The sequence below is a fragment of the Rhodoferax antarcticus ANT.BR genome (genome assembly GCF_001938565.1).
Classification (GTDB): Bacteria; Pseudomonadota; Gammaproteobacteria; order Burkholderiales; family Burkholderiaceae_C; genus Rhodoferax; species Rhodoferax antarcticus.
In genome coordinates this window covers 139928-155568 of record NZ_MSYM01000011.1, presented here as the reverse complement: position 1 = coordinate 155568, position 15641 = coordinate 139928, and the positions used below count along the sequence as shown (strand labels likewise).

Genomic DNA, 15641 nt, shown 5'->3' with positions numbered 1-15641 from the left:
ACTAGCGGGGTAGGGGTTCGGCCGCAGTTCGGTGGGCTTTGTTGTCGGTGCCCTCTAAGTTCCAGTAAGCTCGAAGTCTATTTTTAGTGCCATTACAGTTTGCCAGCCGTGTGAACGCAATCGTCCCATGGCAGGACAGTGCAGCCGCAATCCGCAACACCAGCCGGGCCAGTTACGGTTACAGCCTGTATATTCAGCACGGCTTCATTTGGGGCTCCGTTCGGTATCCAGCGCCGGAACGGCTCAAGATCAGCAACGTCCTGGATATACCAAAGCTTCTTACTTGCGTCCCAACGTGCGCCAAGTGCCTTGACTTGGTCCTTCTCTGCGAACGGGGTGGTCAGGTTGATTCTCATGGGCTGGATTGTCATTGACGTCGTGACGGGGTTTGGCGGGTCAACCGCTAAAAAAAGCTGTTACAAGTTTTCGTACTAGACAACTCGGGCGTGTTTTGAATTGAAAATCCTTGTTTCGGTGTTTCGATTCCGCCCCAGGGCAGCAGAAATTGCTAAAAAGTCCGTCCACGTGATGGGCTTTCTTGTTTCCGGCCTCCAGTGCGGGCTGCGGCAGTCGATACCACCACGGTCATCACCATCGCCTGGCCTTCGGTAAAATCTTGCCCTCCAAGGAGCGTTGCAGCGAAACCAAGATTTCGTCAGGCTTGGAATGTGTTTGAGACCGCCGCAACGACGCTCACCTGCTTTTTAAAAACCACAGGTGAGTTGTATGTCTGAAATTCTCGTTCCCCCCATGAAGTTGTCCGGGCTTGAGCCGCTAAGCATTGGCGTTGCCGCAGCCGCCGACGCAGCCCCTAGTGCCACCTTTGTCAACATTGGCGAGCGCACCAACGTGACCGGTTCCAAAGCGTTTGCCCGGATGATTCTGAACGGCGACTTTGACCAAGCGCTGAGCGTGGCGCGCCAGCAGGTTGAAAACGGCGCGCAGATCATCGACATCAATATGGATGAGGCCATGCTTGACAGCCAGGCGGCCATGGTGCGCTTTTTAAATTTGATAGCTTCTGAGCCAGACATATCAAGGGTTCCGGTGATGATTGACTCCAGCAAGTGGAGTGTGATCGAAGCTGGTCTGCGCTGCGTCCAGGGCAAAGCTGTCGTCAATTCGATCAGCATGAAAGAAGGCATCGATGCCTTCAAACACCAGGCCAAATTGTTGCGCCGCTACGGTGCCGCAGCGGTGGTCATGGCGTTTGACGAGCAGGGCCAGGCCGATACCTATGAGCGAAAGATTGCCATTTGCGAGCGCGCCTACCGCATCCTGGTGGATGAAGTTGGCTTTCCGCCAGAAGACATCATTTTTGACCCGAACATCTTCGCCATTGCCACCGGCATCGACGAGCACAACAACTACGCGGTTGACTTCATCAATGCCACGCGCTGGATCAAGACCCACCTGCCCGGTGCCAAGGTCAGCGGCGGGGTGAGCAATGTGAGCTTCAGCTTCCGCGGCAACGACCCGGTGCGCGAAGCCATTCACACCGTGTTTCTGTACCACGCGATCAAAGCCGGCATGGACATGGGCATCGTCAACGCGGGCATGGTCGGCGTGTATGACGACCTGGAGCCCACCCTGCGCGAGCGCGTTGAAGACGTGGTGCTCAACAGAACGCCTTTCTACAAGCCGGGCGAGCCGCTGTTGTCTGCGGGTGAGCGCCTGGTCGAGATTGCCGACAGCGCCAAAAGCGGTGCCAAAGACGAGAGCAAAAAGCTCGAATGGCGCGGCATGCCCGAGCAGCCCGTCAGCGTTGAGCAGCGCCTGAGCCACGCCATGGTGCACGGCATCACCGACTTCATCGTGGCTGACACCGAAGAGGCGTACCAAGCCATCGTCGCCAAAGGCGGGCGGCCCCTGCACGTGATTGAAGGCCCACTGATGGCCGGCATGAGCATCGTCGGCGACCTGTTTGGCCAGGGCAAGATGTTTTTGCCGCAAGTGGTGAAGAGTGCGCGGGTGATGAAACAGGCTGTGGCGCACCTGATTCCGTACATTGAAGAAGAAAAGCTGCGCTTTGAGGCCGCCGGGCGCGACGTGCAGACCAAGGGCAAGATCATCATCGCCACCGTCAAGGGCGACGTGCACGATATTGGCAAGAACATCGTCACCGTGGTGCTGCAATGCAACAACTTTGACGTGGTCAACATGGGGGTGATGGTGCCCTGCCACGAGATTCTGGCGCGCGCCAAGGTCGAAGGTGCTGACATCATCGGCCTCTCGGGGTTGATCACGCCCAGCCTCGAAGAGATGCAATATGTGGCCGGCGAGATGCAAAAGGACGACTACTTCCGCATCAAAAAGATTCCGCTGCTCATCGGCGGTGCCACCTGCAGCCGGGTACACACTGCGGTGAAAATTGCGCCGCATTACGATGGCCCGGTGGTGTATGTGCCCGATGCTTCGCGCAGCGTGGGCGTGGCGCAAAGTCTGCTGGGCGAGCAAGCCAGCGCCTATATTGCCGAGTTGCAGTCCGACTATGACAAGGTACGCCAGCAGCACGCCAATAAAAAGCAGGTGCCACTGTGGCCGCTGGCCAAAGCCCGCGGCCACAAAACCCCCATCGACTGGACGCTGGCGCTACCGATCAAGCCCAAATTCATCGGCCGGCGTGTCTTCAAGAACTTTGACCTGAGCGAGCTGGCTGGCTTCATCGACTGGGGCCCGTTTTTCCAGACCTGGGACCTGGCCGGGCCGTTTCCGGCGATTCTGCAAGACGAGGTGGTCGGCGTGGAAGCCAAAAAGGTCTACGCCGATGCGCAGGCTATGCTGAAAAAGATCATCGAAGGCCGCTGGCTCAGCGCCAACGCGGTGCTGGGCCTGTACCCGGCCAACGCGGTGGGTGATGACATTGAGCTCTACACCGATGAGTCCCGCAGCAGCGTGGCCATGACCTGGTACGGCCTGCGCCAGCAAAACGTGCGCGAGGCCGAGGACGATGGCAGTTTTCTGCCCAACCGCTGTCTGGCCGACTTTGTGGCTCCCAAATCAATTGCTATCGATCACGTAGCTGCTCACGCAGAAGGTACAAGGGCTAGAGGCCCAAAAAGCTTACAAAATCAAGACTACATCGGCCTCTTCGCCGTGACCGCTGGTCTTGGCGTGGAGAAGAAAGAAGCCCAGTTTCTAGCCGCCCATGACGACTACAGCGCGATCATGTTCAAGGCCCTGGCGGACCGTCTGGCCGAGGCTTTTGCTGAATGCCTGCACGCCAAGGTGCGCACTGATCTGTGGGGCTACGCGCCTGACGAGCAATTGAGCCCGCAGCAGCTGATAGCCGAAAAATACCAGGGCATTCGCCCAGCCCCCGGCTACCCGGCCTGCCCGGACCACAGCGCCAAGCGTGCCCTGTTTGCGCTGCTGCAATGCGAAGAGATCGGCATGACCCTGACCGACAGCATGGCCATGGCGCCAGCGGCCAGTGTCAGCGGCTTCATGTTGGCCCACCCGCAGGCCAGCTATTTCAGCGTGGGCAAGATTGGCGAAGACCAGTTGCAGGATATGGCGCAGCGGCGTGGTGTGGAGGTGAAAGACCTGCAGCGTCTGCTAGCACCCAACTTGTAAGCGTCCCATAAATCCTGCCGCGACAGGCAAGCTGAGCGGCAGGCTGTAAGCTTGGTGAGCCACGTTTGACCAAGCTGTGTCAGACTCGTTATTGCCACCTATTGGAGCCAGCTTGCATGAAGTTTTCCAAAACCACTACCGTCTTGGCGGCGCTCGCCTTCAGCCTCAGCTGGGCGCTGCCCGCCAGCGCCGCCAAAGCACTGGACTGGCCGCAAATCGAAGCCCAAGCCAAGGGCCAAACCGTGTATTTCAACGCCTGGGGCGGCGGCGAGGCCATCAACGCCTACATTGCCTGGGCGGCCAAAGAGGTGCAGGCCCGCTACGGCGTGACGGTGCAACACGTGAAGATCACCGACGCGGCCGAGGTTGTCAAACGCGTACAGACCGAAATGGCCGCTGGCCGCACCACAGACGGCTCGGTGGACCTGATGTGGGTGAATGGCGAGAATTTTCGCAACCTTAAAAGTAATGGCCTGCTGTATGGCCCGTGGGCCGAAGCGCTGCCAAGCTGGGGCCTGGTGGACCTGAAAAAACCGGTGCGCAGTGACTTCTCGGTACCCACTGAGGGGTTTGAAGCGCCCTGGGGCACCGCGCAGCTGACCTTTATTGCCAACAAAGCGGTCACGCCCGTGCCACCACGCTCAGCCGCCGAGCTGTTGACCTTTGCCAAGGCCAACCCGGGCCGAGTCAGCTACCCGAAGCCGCCGGATTTTCATGGCACCACTTTCCTCAAGCAGTTGCTGCTGAACCTCACGCCCGCGCCCGCCCTGCTGCAGCAACCCGTAACCCCACAAGCGTTTGCCAGCGCCACTCCCGCCCTTTGGGCCTATCTGGACCGGTTGCACCCCTCCTTGTGGCGCGCAGGCATTGCCTTCCCTGCAAGTGCTGCAGCCATGCACCGCATGTTGGCCGATGGCGAGCTGAAGATGTCACTCACCTTCAACCCCAATGAGGCCGCCAATCTGATCGCCAGCCGCCAGTTACCCAGCAGCGCCTACAGCTTTGGCTGGACCCAAGGCACCATTGGTAACGTGCACTTTGTCGCCATTCCGGCAAACGCCCGCGCCAAAGCCGGGGCGCAGGTGTTTGCCAACTTTTTGCTCTCGGCCCCCGCGCAGGCGCACAAGGCCGACACCCGGGTGTGGGGCGACGGCTCGGTGCTGGATGTCAGCAAGCTGCCCCCGGATTTGCAGGCGTTGATGCGCAACAAAGCGCCCGGCGCGCTCACCGAGTCAGTACCCACCCTGGCCGAACCCCACGCCAGCTGGGTAGAAGCGCTGGAGACCGAATGGCTCAAGCGTTATGGCGCACGCTGAGCGACACCCGCTGGGCGCTACGCTGGCGTTAGCACTCGTCGGGCTGGTCTTTGTGCCTTTGCTGCCGGGCCTGCTCTGGGCGATGGGCCCCAGCCTGAGCGCTTCCGTCTGGCAGGCGCTGCTGACCGACCCGCAGTTTGCGCAGGCCTTGCTGGCCACCCTGGTCTCTTCACTGTTCGGCACGCTGCTGGCCTGCCTGATGGCGGCCGGGCTGGCCACAAGGCTCTACCCCAGCCCAGCCTGGCAGCGCTTGCAGCAACGCCTGCCCTTGCTGCTGTCGGTGCCACACGCGGCGTTTGCGGTGGGTTTGTTTTTTTTGATAGCACCCTCCGGTTGGCTGGCAAGGGCTACAGGCTATTTTTTATCATGGGCCAGCCCCCCGGAGTGGGTCACCGTGCAAGACCCGTATGGCCTGAGCTTGGCGCTGGCGCTGGCCTTCAAAGAGAGCTGGTTTTTGCTGTGGGTGCTGGCTGGCGTGCTGGGCGAGCAGGCGGTGGCGCGGCAGATGGCCGTGGCGCGCTCGCTGGGTTACAGCGCCGCACAAACCTGGCGGCTGGTGCTGTGGCCGCAAGTGGCACCGCGCCTGGGCTGGCCGGTGGCGGCGGCCTTTGCCTACAGCTTGTCGGTGGTGGATATGGCGTTGATTCTGGGGCCAGGTAACCCGCCCACGCTGGCGGTGCTGACTTGGCACTGGCTCAGCAACCCCGATGCGCGGCTGCAAACGCAGGGCGGCGCCGCGTCAATGGTGCTGCTGGCGCTGTTCTCAGTTAGTGCCGCGCTGGCCTATAGCGGCTGGCGCGCCTGGGTGCAGCGGCGCGCCTACCCCACTGGTCAGCGTTTACCTGCAGTTCAGCGGCCTTGGCCGTGGCAGGCTCCCGTGCTGGGTGTTGGCTACGCGGCGCTGGGCGCGCTGGTGGTTTGGTCAGTCGCGCAAAGCTGGTTTTTCCCGGCACTGTGGCCAGACGCCGTTACCTGGGACAACTGGCGCTATGCTGATGCAACCCCGTTCTGGACGACGCTCTGGCTGGCGCTGGCGGTGAGCCTGCTGTGCCTGCCGGTGGTGCTGATCTGGCTGGAGTGGGGGCCCAAGCAGCTCAATGCCGTGCTCTATGCGCCGCTGATTCTGCCGGCGCTGCCGCTGGTGGCAGCGCAATACGCGGTGCTGTTGCACCTGCGGCTCGATGCCTCCAAGCTGGCGCTGGTGTGGAGCCATCTGCTGTGGGTGCTGCCCTATATGCTGCTGACGCTGGTGGGTGCTTACCGCGCGTTTGATGCGCGGCTGATGACCAGCGCCCGCGCACTCGGTTGCTCGCAGTTGCAAGCCTGTCTGCGCGTGAAGTGGCCGCTGCTGCTGCGCCCCCTGCTGTTGGCGTGGGCGGTGGGTTTTGCGGTGAGTGTGGCGCAATACCTGCCGACACTGTTTGCCGGTGGCGGGCGTTTTGCCACGGTGACGACCGAAGCCGTCGCCCTGAGCGCCGGTGGCAGCCGCCAGGTGCTGGCGGTGCAGGCGCTGCTGCAAGTGCTGCTGCCACTGGCGGCGTTTGCCTTAGCCTTTAGCTGGGTGCGACTGCGCAGGCGCAACCGGCTAGGGCTGCGCTGACATGCTTAGCATCAAGAATTTCACCCTGCGCTGCGGCAGCCAAACGCTGCTGGAGCACCTGAGCCTGGAGATTGGCCCCGGCGAGATCGTCACCCTCACCGGCCCCTCCGGCTGCGGCAAATCCACGCTGTTGAACTGGCTCTTGGGCCATCTGGACGCCGCTTTTCAGGCCAGCGGCTCGGCACAACTGAATGGGCGCTCGCTGGACGGCCTGGCGATTGAGGCGCGCTGTATTGGCATCCTGTTTCAGGACGACCTGCTGTTTGCGCACCTGAGCGTGGGGCAAAACCTGGCCTTTGCCCTGCCTGCTGCGGTGAAGGGTGCCCAGCGGCGACAACGCGTTGCGCAAACCCTGGCCGAGATCGGTTTGGAGGGTTTTGCAGAACGCGACCCGGCCACCCTCTCAGGCGGGCAGCGCGCCCGCGTGAGCCTGATGCGCGCGCTCTTGGCCCAGCCGCAGGCGCTGCTGCTGGACGAGCCGTTTTCCAGGCTGGATGCCGCCCTAAAGGTGCAATTTCGCAGCTTTGTGTTTGAGCAGATTGCACGCCTGCGCATTCCCACCCTGCTGGTCACCCACGACCTGGCCGACGTGCCGCCTGGTGGTCGTGTCTTTGACATCGGTACCTGGCAGCCACAGCATGTTTGACCGCGCCCTGAACGCCGCTCTGCAACGCCCGCTGAAAAGCATGGCCGGTGTGATGGTGCGCCGCGGCTGGCGCGCCGACCAAGTGACCTGGGTGGGCTTTGCGCTGGGTTTGCTGGCCGTACCACTGATTGCGCTGGGCCACGCCCCCTGGGCGCTGCTGGCCATGGCGCTAAACCGCCTGGCCGATGGGCTGGACGGCGCAATAGCACGCTTGACCCAGCCCACTGATCGCGGTGCGTTTCTGGACATTTCGCTGGACTTCTTGTTTTACGCCAGCATTCCGCTGGCCTTTGCGCTGGCCGACCCAGCCAACAACGCGCTCGCTGCTGCGGTGCTGATCTACAGCTTTATTGGCACGGCAGGCACCTTTCTGGCGTTTGCCGTGCTGGCCGCCAAACGCGGTCTGAGCAGCACCGCCTACCCAGGCAAAGGTTTTTATTACCTGGGGGGGTTGACCGAGAGTTTTGAAACCCTGCTGGTGTTCACGCTGATGTGCCTGTGGCCGACATGGTTTGCGGCCCTGGCCTACGGTTTTGCGGCCTTGTGCGCGTTGACCACCGTGACACGCATCGTCGCAGGCATCCGGACCTTCAAGCCCGATTGAGCAGCGTCGCGTGGCCACAGATCCGTCACGCCGTCTTTAACGCCCGCCGGTATTGCATGGCCTCGGCCACGTGGGTGACCTGGGTGGTGCGCGCACCCGCCAGGTCAGCAATGGTGCGGGCGACTTTCAAGGCACGGTGGGTGCTGCGCGCCGACCAACCGAGGCGGGTGGCGGCCACGTTCAGGAATTTGACGGCGGCCTCGTCCAGCAGCACAAACTGGTCAATCTCCTGCCCCTGTAGCGCGTGATTTGACTTGCCTTGGCGGGTGATGGCGCGCGCTCGTGCCGCCACGCAGCGCGCCTGAATGACCGCGCTGGGCTCGCCAGGCGGGGCTTGCATCAGCTCGGGGGCCGCAACGGCGGGCACTTCCACATGCAGATCAATCCGGTCCACCAGCGGGCCGCTGAGCTTGCCTTGGTAACGCGCCACCTGGTCTGGCGTGCAGCGGCAAGCTTTCTGGCTGGAGCCCAAATAGCCGCACGGACACGGGTTCATCGCCCCAATCAGTTGGAAGCGTGCCGGAAACTCGCTGCGCCGCGCCGCCCGTGAGATGGTGATGGTGCCGGTCTCCAGCGGCTCGCGCAAAGCTTCCAGCGCGGCGCGGGGAAACTCGGGAAACTCGTCCAAAAACAGCACACCGTGGTGCGCCAGCGATATTTCACCAGGCCGCGGCGGCGAGCCACCGCCCACTAATGCGACCGCGCTGGCGGTGTGGTGCGGATGACAAGTGGGCCGACGCGCCCAGGAGTCCAGCGAAAAGCGTCCACCCAGACTTGCCACGGCCGCACTTTGCAAGGCCTCATCAGTGGTCATGGGCGGCAATAGGCCCACAAAACGCTGCGCCAGCATGGACTTGCCCGAGCCGGGCGGGCCCACCAACAAAACACTGTGGCCGCCTGCCGCGGCAATTTCCAGCGCCCGCTTGGCCCCCAGTTGGCCTTTGACATCAGCGAGATCGGGGTAGCTGGCGGCTTTTAAAAGTGGGGCAGAATCAATGCGCTCCCAGCCCTCACCTGTGCTAGTAGCTATGCTTTCGGAAGTGGCTGGCAAGAACTGCTGCACCACATCCAGCAGATGCCGGGCACGGTACACCTGCGCGGTGGGCACCAGGGCGGCCTCCTCGGCGCTGTCTGGTGGCAACACCAGTTGCGTCACCACACCGCTGCCATACAGCGCCAAGCTCATGGCGAGTGCACCCCGTACCGGGCGCAATTCGCCCGATAGCGACAGCTCGCCAGCAAACTCCCAGCCCGCCAAGGCGCCAGCATCAATCTGCCCGCTGGCCGCCAGAATGCCCAGCGCAATCGGCAGGTCAAACCGGCCAGAATCCTTGGGCAAATCAGCCGGGGCCAGATTGACGACGATTTTTTTGTTGTTAGGAAACTCCAAGCCGGAGTTCTGGATGGCCGATCGCACCCGCTCACGCGCCTCTTTCACCTCCACGTCAGCCAGGCCTACCAGGGTGAAGCTTGATGCATAATTGTCAAATGACTGACGCATACTCTTACATCCGATTTTCAAGCTATGCCCAAACTCTGGGAGATTCGTTACGCCGCCAGATGAAGGCAGCCTACGAATACGCAACGCTAAACAACTTGACACTCCGCGATGACTTCAGTTTTCGTGACTTGGGCGTCTCAGCATATGACCGCTCTAACCTCGAAAAGGGCGCTTTGTCGATATTCCTGCGCGCAGTTAGAGAAGGTCGCGTTAAGCGGGGTTCATTGTTGCTGGTTGAGAACTTAGACAGGCTCACGCGTACAGCCACTTACAAAGCGGTTGCACTTCTCGGGGAGTTGGTCGAGTCAGGGGTCACAGTCGTTACCCTTAGTGACAAAATGGTCTACACGGCTGAATCGCTGCAAGATGACAGAGAACTCTTTTATAGCGTGATGCTTTTCGCTCGCGGCCATGGTGAAAGCAAACGTAAGAGCGAGTTAATCGCCGCGTCATATGCTGGACGCAGACTTGCGGGCTCCAAAATCATTTGCAACATTGCCCCAGGCTGGCTCCTCAAAGACAAAATTGCTAAATGCTGGTTATTGGACGAGGCAAAGTCGGAGTCAGTAAAACGAGTTTTCGGTCTTTATTTGGCGGGTACTAGTGCACATTCCATTTGTCAAACCGCGAATGCCGAAGCTTGGCCACTACCTTCAATGCGCTCCGCACACTCAAACGGTTGGCATGTTTCGCTTGTGCGTCGAGTGCTGAAGAACCCAGCTGTAACTGGCCTTTACGTGGAGCGCAACGGGGAAGAACACCCCGACTTCTTTCCTGCTGTATTATCTTATGGCGAATTTGCACGCGCTCAAGTAACCGCTGATAGCAGGGCTAGTTTCCCACGTAGACGCGATAATACGCGCTTCAATCTTTTTCAGGGTTTAATATTCTGCGGGTACTGTGGCGCCACAATGGGCTATCGGGACCATGGAAAGAAAGAGAATCACCAAATGGGGGAGACGAGACGCTATTATTGTTCAGCTCATGTCAGAAAAGCAACAACGACTTGCAAATGCCGACCTGGAGCACGGGAAACACAAAGAAATTTGATTACCGGTGTCTATCGATTAATCGCCGATAGCATTACTTCTGATGATGAACTGTCAAGGCAAAATGAAGAACTGGAGACCGCTCGGTCTGTGCTCATAAAAGTCACCGAACGTCACGCTCGAATACTGGACGCTATAGAGTATTCTGATGCTCCGCCTAAAACATTGGCACCTCGACTGGCTGCTGTTGAAAAACAGCTCGAAGAAGCTACTGAAGCGCTTCATCAAGTACACCATAGAATTAGCGCTTCATCCAGTCATACTTTGGATTTCGATTCGGTATATGACGCAATTTCGGATGCACTTGTTACATTGGACAAAAGCCCAGAAGCTCGCGATGGACTCCGACTAACCCTTCAACGATATGTCAGTAAAGTCTATTTATACGGACGGGAAGGTTTGGCGTATGTTGTATTTAAAGATACAAAGGAACCGCACCTAATTATTGCAAGCGACACTGGAGTTATCTTAGAAAAAACATCCACTGGCATTTTCCATTGCGTCCGTCCGTTGCTTCCTAAGTAAAATTATAGAGCTCATTTAAATTAATCGCCCAAGTAGTGAAATATAATTTCACCTCTCCGGCAAAATGTAGGTCATTCTTGTTCGCTATCTCGGTAAGCTGTGATGTCGGTATCTACAATGCCATCCTTAGTAGTTAATTGGTAGTGTTTTTCATCAACGACTGAAAGTCTGAAAACATCTTTATCAACCTGGACAGCAAGTTCCAGCATTGCTACATCACATTCCGTTAAAAACTGAAGTGCAATCGGTTTGCAAATGGCGTTAGGATAACGGGCTCTACAGAATGCTATATCCTGCATAACCTGAACAATACCAAACCTATCGCCTGGTGATTTTGCTTGGCAAGGTATGACATAATGAGCCCCCTTCTTGCTAATTCCTAAATAGATTTCATCGATTTCAATTTGGCCAATGTTCGTAACGGTCGTTCTCAAGTGATTTTGAATTGAATAACAGGTAAGGCCAGTGAACAAATCGACTAACCTGTTGTAGCGTACTTTGGTAAGGAGGGCCTGTTCGTCAGTACCTGGAGCATACTTTTTTACGATTTCAGGCGTTGCGTCAGGAATTCTTATGCGTTGTCTATTGTCGGATGGTGATATTTTGGCAGGCGATGCCAATCTGAACTCGTACTTTCCGACACCGCTACCAACAATAATCCATTCAGAATCAGTTGGAGCATGACCTACAACTGAGGTAGGTAAATTTCGTCTAAATCTATAGGAATAAGGAATATCACCTAAGTTTTTTATTCTACCAATATCTAAAGAGGTGCATGCTTCGGCAAGTTGCTCCCTTGTTATTGAGATAACCTTGTCACCCTCTTTGAAATTTTTATTGAATACATGCTCTATAATTTTGTCATATTTCGACAAAGCCTTTTCGATTACGGCATCAATTGTTCCAATGTTATCAGTCATAGTAAGATTATCCGGTTTACTAAATTAAACGTTTTCTTTTTGCAATTAAATCGTCATTGACTCCCCAGTATGCTGAAGCTTTTGACATGGTTAAACGTAGCAATTTATCATCAATCGCCACGAGAGATTTTATCTCCAATTCATTTACATCGATGTTCAATGCAGCAATAATTGAGTTTCCTAACTCTTTGGCGAGCATTGGTATAACTGAATTACCAATCTCTCTAAAGCCATGCCAAATTGTTCTGTGAAACTGAAACCAATCTGGATAAGTGTGAAGTCTCGCAGCTTCTCGAATTGAAATACATCTAGATAAGCTGAAGTGAATAGGTCGAGGAGCGGTAAAGGCACCCTTGTCGCTATTTGTGCCTGCACGCAATGTGTTGCAAAGCCCGTCTTTCTTCAATCTAAGAAATCGGCTTTTAGGTTCTATCTCACCCGGGACTGTCTCAGCAAAACGGTCCATCGAAATTTGAGTATGAACGGAACCCAAATGTCCCCATATTTTATCAATTCCAGTGCGGACATGACAAAGCCTGAACAAACCAGTTGACTTCAATGCAAAATTTGCAGAATATCCAGAATAGGATATCATTTCTGGTGGTATACCATAGTCTTCGTGGGTAAATACGTCGACGCTCGCAATATTCGATATGGCGTCACCAACGGTATTTAATGACCCTTCAGCATCATTAATTAAGTCGGAAGTACCTTTCATATCTTCAATGTACTTGGGCTTCGGATAGTATGCCATTTCGACATCACCGCGGCTACCCATAATTATCAATCGTTTCCTTTTTTGCGGTGCTCCGAATAAACTCGCGTCTAGAATTTGAACGGGCTTTTCGATTTTATATCCCAACCCCTCAAACTCCTCAATAAGTTCATCCAAGAACTTTCGATGAGCACCAGAAGCAATCCCGGGAACATTTTCAAATACAAAATATTTTGGCCTGATTTCAGATATTATCCGAACATACTCAAAAACTAATGAATTTCTGGGGTCGTCTAGTTGACGCTTTCCCATTTGCGAAAAACCTTGGCAAGGGGGCCCACCTGCAACTAAGTCAACATCAATGCTGTACCCATTCTTACTAAGTGCTTGAAGAATTTCGGAGCCTGACACAGTCGATACATCCCTGCACATGGTTGTTCCATATGGGAAGTTGAAGTGATGCACAACAGAGTGAACGGCATCGTACTCCACTGAAACAGCCACATCAAAACCAGCAGCCTCCAGACCCAACGACATCCCGCCACAACCCGCAAACAAGTCGACGGCCACCGGTCTTTTCATTTCTAATCCTGCACAAATAATTCGGTCACTAGACATTAGCTAAATTCTCGACAACTAGTCGACCTGCTTTCAGCTTGGCTTCGAAGTATGCCAGAACAATGTTTTGGGCAGGTGGTTTAAGTCTTACCTTGGATAACTAAGTAAAGTTTTCTAGCTCAACGGGCCTGGACCGCGTCCGAAGGACGCGATCCTGGTGACCATCTAGACGCAAGAAACCCATTAGCTCACCCAAAAGCCCCCTCGCCGGGGCTTTTTTTTCGTCGTTTTTCTTCTCAAAAAATTGTGCGTAAATCAGTCGGACGCACTTAACCCGCCGCAAGTGCGGCAGGTGTGTTTTGCTTGAGACCAGAGGGTGGCTAGGCAGTGGACAGCAACCAAGGCAACGGTGCTGGCTGAGGCTCGGCGTTGTGCTGCGCCACGCCGTCCCACACCCCAGACCAGAAGGTGCGCACCGCAAGAAGGCTTAGGTGAGCCGAACCGAATTCCGCATGCTCCGCCTCGGTTCGTTTCTTCAATTGTTCCATCGCCTGCGCTGCATTTTTGAGAGGCACCAGCATCCATTCTTTCGCACGGATGTTGATTTCGGCGAGCACCGTCTTGACCGACCGCCAAGCCTTGACGCATTTGACTTCGCCAGTGACTTTAGAGGTGCGAGCGCCAGTGACCTTCATCACTCGGGTGCGCTGAACCAGGGTGACGCCCACTGTGCGCTTGATTTCTTCTCCATAGCCGTTCATCGCTTCTTTCGTCAGCCGTCCAATTGACACAGTCACGGCGCCCTTCGGCGGTTTGCCACAGGCAGCAAGCCCACCAAGCGCTGTGAGGAAGCCCTTGGCGTCGCCGCGAATGCCAGAGTTCGCCTGGATACGGCCTTTTTTGAGGCCTCCGCGCGCGAGGCTCCAGAGCTTGCACAGCATTGGGTTGGACGGTGCAGTACCCAAGCGGCGAAGCGTGTCCCAGGCGGTAAGGCACTTCGAAACGCCAAACAGTTGTCCGGAGTTGATGCCCCACACGCCGCGAAAGGCATCCACCCGCCTTGCATTCGCCTGATGCGCCGCGCGGCGCTGCGCTTGCTTCTCCAGCTGCCGCTGCGTGAGCGTTTCGCCTTCTGGTGACTCGGGAAACAGACCGGTTTGCTGATTGAGCTTGTCGCCGCCGTCTACCGTTTTGAGCAAATATTTCATTGCGTAGCCGGCACCGCTGCTGATGCTGCGGTCGATGCGGGCCAGCTCCACCTGCGCGCCTTCTTTTGCAAGAGTTGGCGCACGCCCAGCGTTCGCCTTCAGTTCGGCCAACGTGTCAAAGATGACATCGCAAGCGTTCGCCGGCGTCGACAAAGTTGCTGCGCTTTTTGCATCAGACTTGCTGCGCTTGGCGCTCGGATTGCGCACTTTGAGCTTGTGCGGGAAATACTTCATCACCGTCTCCAAGATGGCTTGCTCCGATTCAGGGCGGTACAGCAGCCACACGTGCCAGTGCGGGCACGCATCCTTGTGAGGCTCCACCACCCGCAGGCCAGAGATGCCAACACCAAGGTTGTTGAGGTCGCGCAGCACAGACTGCCAACGCTTGGCCAGTGACTCATGCGCAGCGCGCGGGCTGGCGCCATTCCAGCTGCTGGCGCCATGGCTGGGGTTGGCGTGCCACTCCGGCTCAAGCGTCAGCGTCAACATCCCTGCCGCGAGGCCCGCGTCCGAAGCAATCGAGTCCATGGCGCACAAGAACGCGTACGTCTTCGCGAAGCGCGAGCTCGCAGAGCTTGAAACGTCTGCGAGCGAGAGCAAAGTGTCGTTTTTCTGCTCGGGGTCGAGGTAGCGCGGCACCAACACGGTGTCGGTCATCCACTGCAGCTGGCGCTTGAGCTGCGCCTTGCGCGCTGCAAGTTGAACATCTGACACGTAGGGCTCTGCTGAGCGGCCGACCAGTCGAAGGCGCAAATGGAAGTGCTCGCGCTCTCTAGCCAGACGCACTCGCAACGCACGGCGCCAAAACCGGGCATCAGACAGCCGAGCCATCTGTTTTGTAAGGCTATCGCCAGGCACCTTGACGCCCAGGACGGACTCGGCCCACAGGCGCTTCTTGTGGACGGGGCAGGCCGGTAAGCCAGGCTGCATCAGGAACTTCAAAAGTCCTGGAAACTGGTCCTGACAGGGAAGGTCGGGAAGCAGTTCTGCGTAGGACAGCCGCGAGAGGTCCGGCGTGCCGGTGAGGTCCAGACGCGAGAAGTTCATCGCAACGTCTCTAATGTCGTCATCGTTTGCATCGAGCCACACAGAGAGCTCGCCTGCTGAGGCGGTGAGTGATGACCGGTAGCTACTGACCGCAGACTGAATGGCGCAGAGCCGCTTCAGGAGCCCGAGGGCGTCAACTGGTGACTCGCTGACCAGGGGAGGCGCAGCGGGGGGTGTGGCGAAGGTCCGCTTGAGCTCGGCCGTCTCGAAGCTCTTTGTGGCTCGGGCAATCAGGTCTTGAACCCCCAGCGGGGAGCGCAACGGACCGGCTGCGGTTGAGGTGACTGAGGGATTTGGTGATGATGACATTCACCGTATAGCACCGGCGAAGCATTTCTCGACCTCAAATCCCGACGAATTTGCAGCTACCAGGTCA

General features: G+C 57.3%; 11 protein-coding genes and 1 riboswitch. Of the genes, 6 read left to right on the top strand and 5 right to left on the bottom strand.

The genetic code is table 11. The annotated features are described in order from the left end of the window. Positions 1–92: 92 nt before the first annotated feature. Complete coding sequence (locus tag BLL52_RS07725) at positions 93–356, bottom strand: DUF5710 domain-containing protein (RefSeq protein WP_139313340.1); 264 nt, start codon at positions 354–356, stop codon at positions 93–95. A 263-nt stretch (positions 357–619) separates the two neighbouring features. After that, a riboswitch (S-adenosyl-L-homocysteine riboswitch) is annotated at positions 620–702 on the top strand. A gap of 24 nt (positions 703–726) precedes the next feature. Between BLL52_RS07725 and metH the strand changes: the two genes are divergently transcribed. The 5 genes from metH to BLL52_RS07700 all read left to right on the top strand — a co-directional run bounded on the left by metH (position 727) and on the right by BLL52_RS07700 (position 7742). Then, the gene (gene metH, locus BLL52_RS07720; protein WP_075586118.1) at positions 727–3576 is read left to right on the top strand and encodes a methionine synthase; all 2850 of its coding nucleotides are present in this window, start codon (positions 727–729) and stop codon (positions 3574–3576) included. A 116-nt stretch (positions 3577–3692) separates the two neighbouring features. Beyond that, entirely contained in the window at positions 3693–4892 is a 1200-nt protein-coding gene (locus tag BLL52_RS07715; protein ID WP_075586117.1) for an ABC transporter substrate-binding protein, read from the top strand. After that, on the top strand, positions 4879–6492 hold the full coding sequence (locus BLL52_RS07710) for an ABC transporter permease (protein WP_075586116.1): 1614 nt from the start codon (positions 4879–4881) through the stop codon (positions 6490–6492). The genes BLL52_RS07715 and BLL52_RS07710 overlap by 14 nt, the downstream gene beginning before the upstream one ends. 1 nt (position 6493) lies before the next feature. Beyond that, on the top strand, positions 6494–7138 hold the full coding sequence (locus BLL52_RS07705) for an ATP-binding cassette domain-containing protein (RefSeq protein ID WP_075586115.1): 645 nt from the start codon (positions 6494–6496) through the stop codon (positions 7136–7138). Beyond that, on the top strand, positions 7131–7742 hold the full coding sequence (locus BLL52_RS07700; protein WP_075586114.1) for a CDP-alcohol phosphatidyltransferase family protein: 612 nt from the start codon (positions 7131–7133) through the stop codon (positions 7740–7742). The genes BLL52_RS07705 and BLL52_RS07700 overlap by 8 nt, the downstream gene beginning before the upstream one ends. Positions 7743–7767: 25 nt before the next feature. Here the strand turns inward: BLL52_RS07700 and BLL52_RS07695 are convergent, their stop codons facing one another. After that, entirely contained in the window at positions 7768–9243 is a 1476-nt protein-coding gene (locus tag BLL52_RS07695; RefSeq protein WP_075586113.1) for a YifB family Mg chelatase-like AAA ATPase, read from the bottom strand. Here BLL52_RS07695 and BLL52_RS07690 point away from each other — a divergent pair. Beyond that, positions 9231–10817, top strand: a complete 1587-nt coding sequence (locus BLL52_RS07690) for a recombinase family protein (RefSeq protein ID WP_075586112.1) — start codon at positions 9231–9233, stop codon at positions 10815–10817. The genes BLL52_RS07695 and BLL52_RS07690 overlap by 13 nt on opposite strands. Positions 10818–10888: 71 nt before the next feature. Here BLL52_RS07690 and BLL52_RS07685 read toward each other — a convergent pair whose 3' ends face one another. The 3 genes from BLL52_RS07685 to BLL52_RS07675 form a co-directional block, all read right to left on the bottom strand. After that, on the bottom strand, positions 10889–11737 hold the full coding sequence (locus tag BLL52_RS07685) for an endonuclease (protein WP_075586111.1): 849 nt from the start codon (positions 11735–11737) through the stop codon (positions 10889–10891). Between the two features lie 19 nt (positions 11738–11756). After that, positions 11757–13070: a DNA cytosine methyltransferase gene (locus BLL52_RS07680; protein WP_198930612.1), complete on the bottom strand. Its 1314-nt coding sequence runs from the start codon at positions 13068–13070 to the stop codon at positions 11757–11759. A 320-nt stretch (positions 13071–13390) separates the two neighbouring features. After that, complete coding sequence (locus tag BLL52_RS07675) at positions 13391–15526, bottom strand: replication endonuclease (RefSeq protein WP_158025684.1); 2136 nt, start codon at positions 15524–15526, stop codon at positions 13391–13393. Between the last annotated feature and the right edge of the window lie 115 nt (positions 15527–15641).

What these genes read in the sequence shown, in the direction of transcription:
- BLL52_RS07725 (WP_139313340.1), bottom strand. Translation starts at nt 356, where the DNA reads ATGAGAATCAACCTGACCACCCCGTTCGCAGAGAAGGACCAAGTCAAG.
- metH (WP_075586118.1), top strand. Translation starts at nt 727, where the DNA reads ATGTCTGAAATTCTCGTTCCCCCCATGAAGTTGTCCGGGCTTGAGCCG.
- BLL52_RS07715 (WP_075586117.1), top strand. Translation starts at nt 3,693, where the DNA reads ATGAAGTTTTCCAAAACCACTACCGTCTTGGCGGCGCTCGCCTTCAGC.
- BLL52_RS07710 (WP_075586116.1), top strand. Translation starts at nt 4,879, where the DNA reads ATGGCGCACGCTGAGCGACACCCGCTGGGCGCTACGCTGGCGTTAGCA.
- BLL52_RS07705 (WP_075586115.1), top strand. Translation starts at nt 6,494, where the DNA reads ATGCTTAGCATCAAGAATTTCACCCTGCGCTGCGGCAGCCAAACGCTG.
- BLL52_RS07700 (WP_075586114.1), top strand. Translation starts at nt 7,131, where the DNA reads ATGTTTGACCGCGCCCTGAACGCCGCTCTGCAACGCCCGCTGAAAAGC.
- BLL52_RS07690 (WP_075586112.1), top strand. Translation starts at nt 9,231, where the DNA reads ATGACTGACGCATACTCTTACATCCGATTTTCAAGCTATGCCCAAACT.
- BLL52_RS07695 (WP_075586113.1), bottom strand. Translation starts at nt 9,243, where the DNA reads ATGCGTCAGTCATTTGACAATTATGCATCAAGCTTCACCCTGGTAGGC.
- BLL52_RS07685 (WP_075586111.1), bottom strand. Translation starts at nt 11,737, where the DNA reads ATGACTGATAACATTGGAACAATTGATGCCGTAATCGAAAAGGCTTTG.
- BLL52_RS07680 (WP_198930612.1), bottom strand. Translation starts at nt 13,070, where the DNA reads ATGTCTAGTGACCGAATTATTTGTGCAGGATTAGAAATGAAAAGACCG.